General features: G+C 28.8%; 11 protein-coding genes. 3 read left to right on the top strand and 8 right to left on the bottom strand.

All coding sequences use genetic code 11. From position 1 onward, the window contains the following. Window positions 1-324: 324 nt before the first annotated feature. The 8 genes from K354_RS0105070 to K354_RS0105035 all read right to left on the bottom strand — a co-directional run bounded on the left by K354_RS0105070 (window position 325) and on the right by K354_RS0105035 (window position 8,714). A complete protein-coding gene (locus tag K354_RS0105070) occupies window positions 325-1,065 on the bottom strand; it encodes a pilus assembly FimT family protein (protein WP_024954426.1) in 741 nt (246 codons plus the stop codon). 12 nt (window positions 1,066-1,077) lie between these two features. Then, window positions 1,078-2,259: a glycosyltransferase family 39 protein gene (locus K354_RS0105065; protein ID WP_024954425.1), complete on the bottom strand. Its 1,182-nt coding sequence runs from the start codon at window positions 2,257-2,259 to the stop codon at window positions 1,078-1,080. Between the two features lie 57 nt (window positions 2,260-2,316). Next, on the bottom strand, window positions 2,317-2,886 hold the full coding sequence (locus K354_RS0105060; protein WP_024954424.1) for an aminodeoxychorismate/anthranilate synthase component II: 570 nt from the start codon (window positions 2,884-2,886) through the stop codon (window positions 2,317-2,319). Window positions 2,887-3,020: 134 nt separating this feature from the next. Beyond that, window positions 3,021-3,470 carry a phosphoribosyltransferase gene (locus tag K354_RS0105055; protein ID WP_024954423.1) on the bottom strand — a complete coding sequence of 150 codons (450 nt, stop codon included), beginning with the start codon at window positions 3,468-3,470 and terminating at the stop codon, window positions 3,021-3,023. A 17-nt stretch (window positions 3,471-3,487) separates the two neighbouring features. Continuing rightward, entirely contained in the window at window positions 3,488-4,768 is a 1,281-nt protein-coding gene (locus tag K354_RS0105050) for an NCS2 family permease (protein WP_024954422.1), read from the bottom strand. A gap of 65 nt (window positions 4,769-4,833) precedes the next feature. Further along, window positions 4,834-5,898 (bottom strand): aminofutalosine synthase MqnE, encoded by a 1,065-nt coding sequence (gene mqnE / locus K354_RS0105045; RefSeq protein ID WP_024954421.1) that lies wholly within the window; start codon window positions 5,896-5,898, stop codon window positions 4,834-4,836. 88 nt (window positions 5,899-5,986) lie between these two features. After that, window positions 5,987-7,192 (bottom strand): tryptophan synthase subunit beta, encoded by a 1,206-nt coding sequence (gene trpB / locus K354_RS0105040; RefSeq protein WP_425426668.1) that lies wholly within the window; start codon window positions 7,190-7,192, stop codon window positions 5,987-5,989. A 64-nt stretch (window positions 7,193-7,256) separates the two neighbouring features. Further along, window positions 7,257-8,714 (bottom strand): hypothetical protein, encoded by a 1,458-nt coding sequence (locus K354_RS0105035; protein WP_024954419.1) that lies wholly within the window; start codon window positions 8,712-8,714, stop codon window positions 7,257-7,259. A 91-nt stretch (window positions 8,715-8,805) separates the two neighbouring features. Here K354_RS0105035 and K354_RS0105030 point away from each other — a divergent pair, with 91 nt between their 5' ends. Genes K354_RS0105030 through K354_RS0105020 form a run of 3 tightly spaced genes read left to right on the top strand, consistent with a single transcriptional unit; the run spans window position 8,806 to window position 14,987 of the window. Beyond that, window positions 8,806-11,331, top strand: a complete 2,526-nt coding sequence (locus tag K354_RS0105030) for a [protein-PII] uridylyltransferase family protein (protein WP_024954418.1) — start codon at window positions 8,806-8,808, stop codon at window positions 11,329-11,331. Between the two features lie 4 nt (window positions 11,332-11,335). Continuing rightward, window positions 11,336-13,147, top strand: coding sequence for a glutamine--fructose-6-phosphate transaminase (isomerizing) (glmS, locus tag K354_RS0105025; RefSeq protein ID WP_024954417.1), 1,812 nt, complete (start codon window positions 11,336-11,338; stop codon window positions 13,145-13,147). Between the two features lies 1 nt (window position 13,148). Next, a complete protein-coding gene (locus K354_RS0105020; protein ID WP_024954416.1) occupies window positions 13,149-14,987 on the top strand; it encodes a GGDEF domain-containing protein in 1,839 nt (612 codons plus the stop codon).

Raw genomic sequence — 14,987 nt, 5'->3', positions numbered from 1 at the left:
CTCCTTTAACTTGAACTAAGTCCAAGTTAAATTCCTCTCACTAAAGCTTACTCTTCGAGTAGACTTTAGTTTGAATCTAGACTAACACTATGAAGTGTTGATTGTTAACTTATTTAGAGATAGTTAATCTCTTTTTATAAGTTATCCCTGACCTGTAAAGTCGCTTATTTAGATTTCAAAGTTTGATTTAACATTTATAATTTTAATGAACTTGATAACCCCTAAAATAGGGACTCTCTTACGCCCGTTCTCTCAAACGAGGACGAAATTATATACAATACTTACTTAATACTTGCTTAGCTTTTGTCCATCACCTCACAAAATTTACAAAATGTGCGTATAACCTGTTTCAGGCTCAATAACAATAGTTATATTTTTATCAGAACAATCATCTTTATTGCATAAAGCTATATTAATTTTAGTAGTTGCTAATTTGTCTGTTGGACTCTTCATATAACTAACATTACTTAATTTAGTATCTCCCCTATATGGTCTTCCTAAACTATCAAATATAATTCTTGATGCATTCGAATTAGTTCCTCCAGAAATAAGAATTTTATTTACACCATATTTATTTTTTAAATTTAGATTTTCATTAATTCTTTCTTCTTTTGTTCCAGAAAAAAAAGAAGAAGAATTATGTCCTATTAAATACTTATTAGTGTTAATAAAGTCTTTAGCTACTTCAACATGAATACTAGATGCATTAGGGTTTCCATCATATGATGAGTTTGAAGAATCTGACATTATTACGTACCATTGGTTTGAAAATTTTATTTGCCATCTACCCAAATACCAAAACTTTACATTACATTTTTTTTTGCTATTTGCACCCCTTACTGTACATGCCGTTGTTGAACCTATTGGCATATTAGACATTTCTTCAGAGGGTACAAACTTATTATCCATCATAGCTAAGTGTTGTGTATATCTTATATGACTTATAACTTGTTCTGCAGCTTCTCGAAGATTGTTTTTATCAAAATTTGGGATTATCACTACTGATAGAATTCCAACTATTATTATCACAAAAACTAATTCTAACATTGTAAATGCTTTTTTCATAGTTATTCTTATCTAATATAAGTAAAATGACTTTACTATTTTATTAAAATATTTTATATCTATCCGTTCAAAATCTGCTGTTTTAGAAATTGAATTTGCTAGTGTATATTTACCACCATCTTCTATCCCATAAAATTTCAATCTTAATGCTAATTTTTTATCATTTATATATATATTTCGTATATTTTTTTCTTTTAATATTAGAGCCAAATCTTTTGCTACATGATATTTATACGCTAAATGTTTACTTGTATCTTTATATAAATAGTAGAGTGGTTTGTTAAAATAACTTACAGATAAATTTAAAATCAAAAAAACAAAAACTACACCAAAAGCTATATTATGATACTTTCTATGTATTGGAAGCCTCACTCTATAGCTATTAAAAAAAACTTTTACCACTAAAGGAATAGCAATAACCACAAAAGGTGCAAAATCTTCTAAAAGAAGTCTTTGTCTTAATGAAAGAATTAAAGAAAGTACTAATGATGAAAACGAAATATACCAAAGTAAGTTCTTCTCTTCTTTTATAAGTATTCTATAAAGTGCATATATAAGATATAAAAAAAGAAAAAGTGAAAAAATAGCGGCATAAACTCCTAATGTATCTAAAAAGTACCCTTTTGGTTTTCCTCCAGTGTCAAAACCAAACATGTACATAGACAAACCAAAAAGAATTAATGAAAACCAAAGTAAATGTTTTTCTTTATTAAATACACTATAGAAAAATAGTGATAAATATAAAATACTAAAAGAATTATCTGCAAAAAGAGATATAACAAGAACAACAAATGATGCTTTTCTATAACCATACATGTAAAGATAAACAAAGAGAAGTGTTAAAAAAATAGCAATATATGCTCCATTAACCAAAATTGCCGCACTATTTACACCTGGAAGCATTCCATATAAAGCTATACTAATAACTCTATCTAACTTTCTTTTTAAAAATAATTTTCCTATTTTATATAATAAAATAAGTGATGCTATATGTAGAAGAATAAAAGGCAATCTTAAAGCTAAATCTGTTTGCCCAAATATTTTAGTTGAAAAATAGACTAAATAATGTACTAAAGAATTACTTTGAAAAAAAATAACAGCTTCTTCATATCGAATTGACAATGAACTCACTCCATATAAAAGAAATAAAACACTAATCAAGACAACAACAAAAACTAAATTATTTTCTTTCATTTTATTTCTCCTTGAACTTGGACAAATTCAATTTTTTACGCTTTAATAAAATTAGGTTCATATTTTTAAAAAATTGTCCAATATTTCATAACCATATTCACTTAAAATTGACTCTGGATGAAATTGTACTCCATATATATCTTTATCTTGTACATGTAAAGACATAATCTCATTATCATCTGTACTATATGATGTAGGAATAAGTTCACTTGGTAAATCTTTATTCTCAACTACAAGTGAGTGATAGCGAGTCATAATAAAGCTTTCAGGTAAACCTTTAAATATACATGTAGGTGTACTTTGTTTTATCGTGGAAGTTTTACCATGCATCATATTTTTGGCTCTTACTACTTTTGCTCCATAAACTTGTGCAATTGCTTGATGTCCTAAACAAATACCTAATATTGGTAATTTATCTTTAAAGTGCTCAATTACAGCTAGACTAATTCCTGCTTCATTTGGAGTTGCTGGACCAGGAGAAATTATAATTTTTTCAGGATTAAGTTTTTCAATCTCTTCTATAGTTAATTCATCATTTCTAATAATTTTTAAATCAGCACCTAATTCTAGGCAATATTGAACAATATTATAAGTAAAACTATCATAATTGTCTATCATTAAAATCATATCTATTCCTATCTTTTAAAAGTCCATTTTATCTTTAATTGGTTTGTTTTTCAATTAAGGCATTTAAAATTCTATTTTGAAGTTGATATATAATCTGGGAAAAAGGAGGGAAGAAAGGATAAACCTTCCTTCTTTTATTTTAAATTGTCTATTTCAAAATCCCAGAAAAATTCTATCCATTCTGTAGCTTCACGAATAGCATAATCTGGTCTTAAAAGTGCTTTTTCTTTAAAATAAATCGAAGCAACTTTTAAATCTAAATCCGGATATTTTTTCTGTAAAATTTTTTTAATTTCAATCATTGTTTCACCACTATCAATAATATCATCAACGATAACCACTTTTTTAGCTTTACTTAAATCCGGTATATTAAATATATTGATAGTATCTAATTTTCTAGTTTCTTCATAATGAATTGAGTTAATTGCATATAAATCTCTCATTTCCAAAGCTTCTGCTAAAAAATGCCCCAAAGTCATACCACCACGAGCTACTGCAAGAACAACATCTGGCTGATACTCTTTTAATTCTTTGGCCAACTTGTTTACATCAACCCTAAATTCATCATAACTGTAATAACGCACTAAAATCCTTTTCTTAATTATTGAACAATAAACACTATTAAACTAATTACTGCTAAAGAGATGAGACCTAAGTTAATATCTTCAAATTCTTTTTTTAATAATTTAATTAATAAATAAGCAATAAAACCAAATGCTAATCCATTTGTAATAGAAAATGTTAATGGCATCATGATAACAATTAAAAATGTTGCAATAGCAGTAGCAATATTGTCAAAATCAATATGAGATAACTCACTAAACATCAACACACCAACCATCACTAAAACTGGGTAAATCGCATTTTCAGGAATTGCTTGAAACAAAGGCATCATGAAAAGTGTTAAAACAAAAAATAGTCCTGTAGCAACTGCAGTAAGACCTGTTCGCCCACCTTCTTCAACTCCACTTGCACTTTCAACAAAGCTTGTTGTTGTGGAAACACCTAAGAGTGAACCAGCAACAGTAGCTGTAGCATCAGCTTCTAATGTTTTTTGTAAATCTTTACCCTCTTCTTTAAAAAGCCCTGCACGATAACCAACACCTGCTAAAGTACCCAATGAATCAAACATATCTGTAATTAAAAAAGTAAGAATAACTGGAGCTAAAGCTAACGAAAATGCAGAAACTATATCTAATTGCATTACAATTGGACTAATTGATGAAGGCATTGAAATAAATTCTGTAGGATATGGAGATATACCTAATACCCAAGCAATAATAGAAGTTAAAATAATTGCTAAAATAAAAGCACCTTTAACTTTCCAAGCATATAAACCAAAAACAAGAATTAATCCAACTACTCCAAGTAAAACTTTTGAGTCACTAAAATCACCAAGTCCTACAAGAACTGCTGGATTTGCAACAACCATACCCATACTTTTTAGTCCAATAAAAGCAATAAAAGCACCAATACCAGCACTAATAGCACGTCTTAAATCATGAGGGACACTTTGCATAATCCAAACTCTAAATTTAGTAAATGAAAGTACTAAAAATAACATACCTGAAATAAAAACTATACCTAATGCACTTTGCCATGGAATTTTCATACCAAGCACTAAACCAAATGTAAAATATGCATTTAATCCCATACCAACGCTCATTGCAATTGGTGTATTTGCCCATAATCCATTTAACATGGTAGAAAAAATAGTAATTAAAGCTGTTGCTGTAATTAATGCTCCAAAATCCATGCCTGTTTTACTCATGATAATAGCGTTTACTGGAACGATATACATCATTGTTAAAAATGTAGTAAACCCAGCTGTAAACTCAGTTTTTACATCTGTGTTATGTTCTTTAAGTTTAAATAAACTCAAGAGTTCTCCTTTTAATTTAATTTCTTCTTTACAAGGAACAAAGTCCCTTTTAAATTCTTTTTTTACTAATTATAAATTTTTAATTCATTGTATAAACTATCTCTTTCAACTGGAACAAATCCACTAGTACTAATCAAATCTAAAAAATCTTTCTGTCTTATACCAGTAGCACTTTTTGCTCCTGCAGCTGACTGAATTGCTTCTTTTTCTATCGTTCCATCTAAATCATCTGCTCCAAATTCAAGAGCAATTAATGATAAATTTATTGTTGATGTTGCCCAATATGATTTTATATGCGGTATATTATCCAGTAGAAGTCTACTAATAGCCATAGTTTTTAAAATTTCTGTCGAACTTAAAAAATTTTCTACTTTCAAGTAATTATTATTTCTTTGATACACTAAAGGAATAAAAGCGTTAAAACCATTTGTTCTATCTTGAACATCTCTTAGCCTTAGCATATGATCAATCCTATGCTCTCTTTTTTCTACATGCCCAAAAAGCATAGTTGCATTTGATTGTTTACCTTTTTTATGCCAAAGTTCATGAATGTCAAGCCATTTTTGGGAATCTACTTTACCTTTACAAATATAAGCTCTTACTTCTTCATCAAAAATTTCAGCGCCACCTCCAGGTAGTGAGTCAACACCATACTCAATCATTTTATCTATAATTTGCTCAAGTGTTAAATCATACTCTTGTGATAAAAAATTTATTTCAGCCGCAGTTAAAGCTTTTACATGTAAAGATGGAAACTTTTCTTTAATCTTAGAAAAGATTTCTAAATACCACTCTAATCCTGTATCTGGATTATGTGCTGAGACTATATGCACTTCTTTGATTCCATTTTGATAGGATTTTTCAACGTCACTTAAAATTTGCTCATGCGTCATAGTATATGGATTTGGATTTTTTCTATTTGAACTAAAAGCACAAAATTTACAAATATCCTTACAAATATTTGTAGGATTTATATGTCTATTTACATTAAAAAAAGCTTTTTTACCATAAAGAGCTTTTCTCTTTTTATTTGCATATTTTCCTAGGGTAAAAAGGTCGAGATCGTAAAGAGCAATACCATCTTGTAAATCAAGACGAGTACCGGACTCTAATTTTTCTATTAGGTTCATAAAAAACTTTCTATTTATATTTAAAAATGTAATCTTATCTAAATAAGATTACATTGTGATAAAAGAGGGAAAAACCCTCATCTAATTACTAATAATTTTCTGGTGGATAGTTTTCAACAACAAAATCTATATCTTTATCTCCACGTCCACTTAAATTAACCAAAATAGATTCATATGGTTTTTCTTTAGCAAGCTTCATAGCAAATGCTACGGCATGGGCACTCTCTAATGCTGGAATAATCCCTTCATAATGAGATAAATCATAAAATGCTTGGATAGTTTCTTTGTCATTTGCCGTTGCTACTTTTGTTCTATGTATACTATTTAGATGTGCATGTTCTGGTCCAACCGAAGGATAATCTAATCCACTTGCAATTGAGTGAACAGCTGCTGGTGAGCCATCTTCATTTTTGAGCATAATAGAATTAAATCCATGAAGCACTCCTTCACTTCCATAAGTAAGACTTGCTGCATGTTCTCCTAATTTTGCACCAGTTCCAGCTGGTTCAACGCCATACATCTCACAAGGATCGTCAATAAATGCTGAAAAAAGTCCCATAGCATTACTTCCTCCACCAACACAAGCTACAAGATTATCAGGAAGATTACCAGTCATTTCTAAAAATTGATCTCTTGCTTCAAAACCAACTACACTTTGAAAGTCTCTTACCATTTTTGGAAACGGGTGAGGACCAACAACAGATCCTATAGCATAAATTGAATTATCTGGATCCTTTAAGTATGCATCAAAAGCAGAATCAACTGCTTCTTTTAACGTTTTTCCACCAAATCCAACAGGAACGACTTTAGCACCTAAAATCTTCATACGAGTTACATTTGGATGTTCTTTTTTTATATCAACTTCACCCATATGTATTTCACATTCTAAACCAAAATATGCAGCAGCTGTAGCCAAAGCTACACCATGTTGTCCAGCTCCTGTTTCAGCAATAAGTTTTTTCTTTCCAAGATATTTTGCAAGTAAAGCTTCACCCATACAATGATTTAATTTATGCGCTCCAGTATGATTTAAATCTTCACGTTTGAGATAAATCCTTGCTCCACCTACATACTCACTCAAACGTTTAGCATAATAAACCGGTGTTGGTCTGCCTTGATAATGTTTTCTTATATCACGAAGTTCCATAATAAAATTATGCGAATTCCCAATAGTAAGATAAGCTTGTTCTATCTTTTTAAACTGTTCTATCAACTGCGGTGGTAAAAATGCTCCACCAAATTTTCCAAAATAGCCCTCTTCATTTGGAAACAATTTCAAATATGGTTTATCTATCATGCAAATCCTTCATTAAATTAATTTACGATTATAAATCAAATATGTTAAATATTTTGTTAAATTATAAATCCAAAGGTTCTTTACTAAGTGCTGTTGCTAAAATTGAACAAAGATTTTTGTACTCTTCTTCAATATTTGCATACTCCAAAACTAAACTTTCTTTTAAAAGATTTTTTGCACTTCTCTTTTCTTCCCATTTATCAAGTTCTTTGTTTGTATTATTTAATATATTTGTTTGCGTACGTAATCTTATTTCTACTTGTTTAAAAGCATCTAAAAGATCTCTTTTTGCAAACTCCAACCGACTGATATCTAGTTTTTTTGTAATTTTGCCGCTAGTCAAAGAGTTTATATCGTCTTCTACTTTTTCTATGGCTATGAGTAATTCTAATCTTCTTTTTTGAATAGACTCCATCTCATCTTCACTCCGTTCCACAATACGTAAAGACTTTTGTACTCTTGTTTGTATATTTTTTAATTCTATTTTTTTATGTGTTATTTTTGAATCTAAAAGTTCTTTATGCTTCAATAAGGCTAATATATTTTGATACTTATAAATCTTTCCTTTTTTATCCATCAAAGGAGCCTTATTAAGTTTTAACTTATTATTTGCAACGCTTGTACTTTCAGAGTAATACTTTAAAAAAATTATTGCTTTTAATTCATTTTCTAAAACTTCTTGAAAAATATAATTTGCTACTTCCTCTAACATTTTTGGTAAATAATTCTTAAAAACTATGTTTGAATATTGAATTGTATCTGATTCACTAATATCTTCAAAAGAATTTTTTACTATAAGCTTTACTATAGAAAAAAACTTCTGTGGATATTTGTTATAAAAATCTTTTGCATCATATTTTATAAAATCAAACCCATTTTTGAATGATTCATGAACTTGTAATCGAACTTCTTCCCAAAGACTATCTACAAACCTTTTATCATAAAGTATTTCTTCTTTATTTTTTGACACTACATGTTTATCTTGAAAATAATGAAATCTTTTTAAAAATATTTTTTCATTTAAAAAAATTACAATATCTCTTCGGTCTAAAGAATAAACTAAGCTAATTTGTTCTCTTAAAATATTTTTTTGTGGAATTTCATTTAGAGCTACCAATGCCATTTCAAAACATTTTCTGGTTGCTTTATCAAACATATAAAGAGAATCTTTTTTAAAACTCAATTCAACATCTTCTTTATATTTAACCAATTCTAATCTAAAAGCATGTATCTGCTTATCTTGTTCTTCTGTAACTGCCCCATTATCAAAATATTTTACTATTTTGAGTCGCTCTTCATCTTCATAAACAAATACTTTTTGAAAAATTGCGTTAAAAAAATCTTGTAGAGCTGTTTTTATAGAACTAATTCTATTCCCACCTGCTGTAGTATTTACTGAAGCAATAGAGCGTTGCATAGCAGATACATACTGAGCATTAAAATCCGTAGCATATAAAGAATAATCATAATTTGCACACATATAATCTAATACACTAAGATATATTTTGTCTTCTACCATAATTACCTGCTGACAGTATTATAGAATACTTTATAGATTTTTTTAGTATTATAGCATGAAAGAAATATAGATGATATATAAGGTAAATAAAATGGATTTAAAATATCAAATTGAAGAATTAATTAGTACAGGTGCTAATGATTTTGAGATTTCAAAAGTAATAAAAGAACATATTAAGAACTATTTGAACTCACTAGATACAATCTTTACAGAGAATCAGGGAAAAGATTTTCTTGTAAAACATACAAAAAGAATCGACCAATTTTTAATCCTTATATACAAATATACTCTAAGAAAATTTTTTGGTGATTATATCCCTTTTGTCAATCAAGTTCCTATAACTCTTACAGCAATGGGGAGTTTTGGACGAGAAGAACTTTGTGTCTACTCAGATATAGACTTAATGATAGTTTACAAGAATATTGAAGGCTATAACTTAGAAGCGATTATAGAGTCTATGCTTTATCTTGCTTGGGATTCTGGACTAAAACTAGGCCATCGTGTTCATAAAGTTGATGAAATTTTTGAGGCTAGTAATACTGATTTGACTATTAAAACAGCAATGCTTGAATCTAGATTCTTGTGTGGATCAAACTTTTTATGGATGGAAATCTACAAAGAACTTATAAAAATAGCCAAATTTGATCTTAAAAACTTTGTTCAAAACAAAGTAAAAGCGCATGAAAAAAGGCGACAACAAAATCCAATGAGTATGGAACCAGATATAAAAAATAGTGTGGGTGGTTTAAGAGATACAAATACTATACTTTGGTTATCTAAAGCAATCCTAAATATATCAAAAACAAAAGATTTAGTTCCAAAATATATAAGTGAAAATGAATATAAGGAGTATAGAATAGCCTTAGAGTTTTTATATAGAGTCCGCTCAGCTTTACACTTAAGTGCAAAAAAGAAACAAGATACACTCAACCTTGAGTTTATACCAGACATTGCAAACAAACTTGGATTTGAAGATAAAAAAATAAAAAATGCACAACAGCAACTGTGTGAAAAAACTTTTGCAGCAATGCATACTATTGATATTACATGTAGCATATTTATAAAAAAACTTGTTTCTTCTTTTCATTTTGATAAAAAATCTATCGCTAAACTACGTAAAAATAGAATCAAACCTTACATCTATAAATATGACAATCTAATTGTTGCTTCACGAAATAAAAAACCAACTACACTTTTAAATATTATTAAACAATGTTTGTTATTTGACGACAAACAAATTAGATTTGATATAAGTTATATCGATTACATACGAAAATCAAAATTTACAAAAAACAACCCACCTGCAATGTACAAAGAGTTTAGAAAAATCTTCTATAACAATTACACATACCAAATATTTAACACTTTATACAAAGCTAATCTTTTAAAACAATTAATCAAACCAATAGCTCATATTAAACATCAAGCTCAATTTGATGGATATCATAAATATCCTGTAGATAAACACTCTCTTTTGGGTTTATATCATTTAGAAAACATCAAAGAGTCTTTTATACAAGCACTTTATGATGATTTGAGTGGTGAGAATAAAGCGCTTATAAAACTGGTTATTCTTTTCCATGATATAGGGAAAGGAAGAACGGGTAATCATAGTGAAGTTGGAGCAAAAATATTTAGGGTATATGCTCATAAACTTGAATTTAGTGAAGAAGCTATACAGATGGGAAATACTCTCATAAAACACCATACTCATATGAGCAATGTTGCTCTTAGAGAAGATATTTATAGTGAAGATGTTGTTTTAGCATTTATAACACATATAGAAAACCCTCTTATATTAAAACTTTTATATATTCTTACTTATTGTGATATAAATGCGGTTGGAACCAATATATATACTGCTTTTACCTCAAAATTATTAAAAGAGCTTTACTTTTTAGCAAATGAAATGTTTGATAAAAAAGAGTTAATTGGTGAAGCCAAACGAAGGATAAGAAAAGAAAATACTCTTAAGAAAAATGAAGAGTTTATAAATCTTCCAAAAACTCTCCAAAGAAAAATATTATCTATTGTTTCTAATTACTTTTTTATAAAACATAAACCGTATGAAATAACAAAAATTGCAAAAATTGCAAATGATGCGAACCCTTATGAATTTGAAATAGAAAACGATGCACATTTGAGTATATCTATCATAAAATCAGAAGATTTAAACATAGGATATCTTTTGGGAAAATTAGGCTTTTTAGATTTAATCAATATGGAAATATTTAAACTCTATGATAATAAAAAATATTTTAAAATTGATTTTAATGAAAATGTAGACCAAAGTGATATACCACATATTGAAGAACTTATAAAATCAAGTTTTGATATGAATAAAAAAACCACTTTATGCAAACCTATCATCAAAGAAAATGAAATAGAAATTGATTTTGAACACTCAAATAGTGTAGTTAAACTTACAGTAAATACAAAAAATCAAAAAGGTATGATGGCTTATATGATGAGTGTTTTTGACGATGAAGAGATAGAGGTTTCTACTGCCAAAATTCAAACTATTAAGAATAGAGCTAGAAATCTTTTTTTAATAGAAAAAAAGATAAACTTATATGAAAACAAAGATAAACTTTTAGAATTATTTATAACAAGGTAAATATATGTGTGGAATAGTTGGGTACATTGGCGCAAACGAAAAAAAAGAATTTTTATTAAATGGGTTGAAAGAATTAGAATACAGAGGATATGATAGTGCAGGAATTGCTGTTTTAAAAGATGGGAACATTTCAGCTTTTAAAGCTACTGGAAAACTAGATAATTTAAAAAATAAAACAGAAAATTTTAACTCCATAGGTTTTGGTTTAGGGATTGGTCATACAAGATGGGCAACACATGGAAAACCAACTGAGATCAATGCTCATCCTCATCAAGGAGAATACTCATATGTTATACATAATGGGATTATAGAAAACTACAAAGAGATAAAAGAAGAACTCCAAAAAGATGGTATAAAATTTTTAAGCCAAACTGATACAGAAGTTATTGTTCATCAATTTGAAAAATATATCAATTCAGGATTAAGCGCACAAGATGCTTTTACAAAAACTATCGCTATGCTTCAAGGAGCTTATGCAATACTTCTTATAACAAAAGATCAACCTGATACGATTTTCTTTGCTAAAAATGCTGTACCTCTTATCGTAGGGAAAAACAGTGAAAATGATAAATTTTTTGCTTCATCTGACTCTCCACTTATAGGTTATGCAAATGAAGTTGTTTATCTTGAAGATGGAGAATATGGCTGGTTAAGTAAAGAAGAATTATGTCTGTGTAAAGAAGACGTATGTATAAATCCAAGTTTTAAACCACTTGGTAAAGATAAAATATATGCTCAAAAAGAAGGGTATAGATTTTTTATGGAAAAAGAGATTTATGAACAATCTGTAGTTGTAAGCGAAACTCTTATGGGAAGAGTTAACGATGAAAATATAGAACTTGACGAGCTAAAAGATATAGACTTTGATAATATTGAAGCTATTAAAATCTGTGCTTGTGGAACAAGTTACCATGCAGCTTTAACTTCTGCATATTTGTTTGAGCGAATTAGTAAAATAAGATGTGAAGTAGAAATAGCAAGTGAATTTAGATACAAAGAACCTCTTTTAGATAAAAAAACCCTTTTTATTGTAATTTCTCAAAGTGGTGAGACAGCTGACACTCTTGAAACCTTAAAAATGGCAAAAAAAGCGGGTATGAAAACTCTTGCAATATGCAACGTAGATAACTCTTCTATAGTAAGATTAGCTGATGCTACTCTTTTAACAAGAGCTGGAATTGAAAAAGGAGTTGCTAGTACAAAAGCCTTTGCAACGCAAATTATAACTTTATGGCTTTTTGTTCTTTTTCTTGGTAGAAAGAAAGGTACTATAAACTCAGACAAAATGCAAAGTGAAATTAAAGCAATTTTACATATTCCCTCTGTTTTACATGTAAAAGATAATATTCATGAAAAATTAAAACGTTTATCAAAAAGATACTTACATGGACATGGTTTTTTCTTTATAGGTAGAGATATATTTTTTCCACTGGCACTTGAAGGAGCTCTTAAACTAAAAGAGATTAGTTATCTTCATGCTGAGGGTTATCCTGCTGGTGAAATGAAACATGGTCCAATTGCTCTTGCTGATAGTGAACTTTTTACAGTCGCACTTATGCCACGTACCATTTTATATGATAAAACAAAAAGTAATGTTGAAGAACTTTCAGCTCGTGATGCTACTATACTTGCTATATCTCCTGAAGAATTTGAACTAGCTGATGATTTTATAAAGACTTCAAAACAAGACCATCCAATGGGTGAATTTTTTGAAATGATGATTATAACTCAACTCTTAGCGCTTGAAATTTCTATACGATTAGGTAATGATGTTGATATGCCAAGAAACTTAGCAAAAAGTGTAACAGTAGAATAAAATGAAAAAAAAGTTAACTCTTGTAATTCTGGGGTCGATTTTTATTTCATATATGATATTGCTTATATTTACTATTGTAAATATGAGAACTATGGGGACAAAAGGTGCTGAAGAAAAAGCTGAAATAGCTGCTGAACTTATAAAAACTGGTCTCACTTCACAAATGGTCAATGGGACTATGCAAAATAGAGCATATTTTCTTAAAAAAATAGAAAAATTACCAAATATTGAATCACTATGGCTAACAAGAAGTACTGATCTTGAAAAACAGTTTGGAAAAGGGTTAAATAAAGAGAGAAAAAAAGACTCTATTGAAACTGAAGTTATGAATTCTGGCAAAATATATAAAAAATTTTTAGAAAACTCAACTCAAGCTAAACTTAGGGTAACAATGCCTTATATAGCCTCTCAAGTTGGAAATCCAAATTGTATGCATTGCCATGATGCAAAAGAAGGTGATGTTTTAGGCACAGTTAGTATGGTAATAGATATAAGTGATATACGTTCCAATGGGCTATCCATATCACTCGTTATAATAGTTATTTCTACGTTTATGATGCTTATCGTCTTTTACATAATCAATAGATCTATGAATCCTTTATTAAGTCTTTTTAGTTCAATTACCTCTGTAATGGAAGAAGCAAAAGAAGGTAATTATTCAAAAAGAGTAAAAACTGTAAGCGATCGAGAAGAGTATAAAAATGTCACCTTTGGAATAAACTCTCTACTTGACAAAATTCAAGATGCTCTTTTAGAAATAGAAAAGACTGTTGACAGTTTTTTAACTTTTAGAAAAACAGGGAAGCGAGATATATTAATAGAACTCAAAATGCTTATTAATGAAATTTCAGCTATACACGAATTTAAAAAAACTATTGAACTTGACGAAAACAACATGCAAATATATAAAAGAATCGGTGTTATTTTACAAGAAAGATTCAAATTAAAAGATTTTATTATCGTAGAAGCTAATAAAAAAAGTACTTCTGGTCCTAAAATAGTCTTTTCTACCTATGAAAAAACTATTTCTGAAATATCCCCTACATGTAGAGCACTGAGAACAAAACAAGCCGTAGATTCTGGTACGTTTACAGACATATGTGACCAGTGTTTCAACAAATTTAAACACTATTTGTGTGTTCCTTATGTTATTAGTAATGACTTAGAACTTATAATCAAAATAGGGACTAATGAGCGTAAAATAATAGAAAAAGCTAAAAAAAGAATTGGGCAATTTAAAGATTATATTAATGAAGCTCGTCCTGAAATAGTAAGCAAAAATTTAACAGAAATTTTAAAAATATCTTCTAATACAGACCCTTTAACAGGTCTTTTTAATAGAAAATATTTAGATGAATATATAGAAAAAGCTATTGCTCAAGCAGAAAGAAATGATATTCATTATGGAATTCTTATGATAGATATAGACTTCTTTAAAGTAGTCAATGATACCTATGGACACGATGTTGGAGATATTGTAATAAAAGAACTAGCAGAAATTTTAAAAACATCTATAAGAAAATCAGATATTGCTTTTAGATTTGGTGGAGAAGAATTTTTGATTTTACTTTACAATTGTAATCATGCACAAATTATAGAAATAGCTGAAAAAATTCGCACTAACTTTGAAAAAAAGATTATTACTATGGAAAATGGAAAAACATTTAGTAAAACTCTTAGTGTAGGAAGCTCCATCTATCCTACTGATGCTAATTCTATTTGGAAAGCCATCAAATATTCAGATATTGCTTTATATGAAGCAAAAGAGACAGGCAGAAACAAAGTAGTTCAATTTGAACAAAAACTTTTAAAAAACAATGATATAGATATTTTATTTTAA

Origin of the sequence: Sulfurospirillum arcachonense DSM 9755 (assembly GCF_000597725.1) — a bacterium.
GTDB classification, from domain to species: domain Bacteria; phylum Campylobacterota; class Campylobacteria; order Campylobacterales; family Sulfurospirillaceae; genus Sulfurospirillum_A; species Sulfurospirillum_A arcachonense.
The sequence above is the reverse complement of the archived record's forward strand: the minus strand, read 5'-3'. Positions and strand labels throughout refer to the sequence as shown.

Coding starts and splice junctions, on each gene's coding strand:
- K354_RS0105070 (WP_024954426.1), bottom strand. CDS start 1,065: ATGAAAAAAGCATTTACAATGTTAGAATTAGTTTTTGTGATAATAATA.
- K354_RS0105065 (WP_024954425.1), bottom strand. CDS start 2,259: ATGAAAGAAAATAATTTAGTTTTTGTTGTTGTCTTGATTAGTGTTTTA.
- K354_RS0105060 (WP_024954424.1), bottom strand. CDS start 2,886: ATGATTTTAATGATAGACAATTATGATAGTTTTACTTATAATATTGTT.
- mqnE (WP_024954421.1), bottom strand. CDS start 5,898: ATGAACCTAATAGAAAAATTAGAGTCCGGTACTCGTCTTGATTTACAA.
- K354_RS0105035 (WP_024954419.1), bottom strand. CDS start 8,714: ATGGTAGAAGACAAAATATATCTTAGTGTATTAGATTATATGTGTGCA.
- K354_RS0105030 (WP_024954418.1), top strand. CDS start 8,806: ATGGATTTAAAATATCAAATTGAAGAATTAATTAGTACAGGTGCTAAT.
- glmS (WP_024954417.1), top strand. CDS start 11,336: ATGTGTGGAATAGTTGGGTACATTGGCGCAAACGAAAAAAAAGAATTT.
- K354_RS0105020 (WP_024954416.1), top strand. CDS start 13,149: ATGAAAAAAAAGTTAACTCTTGTAATTCTGGGGTCGATTTTTATTTCA.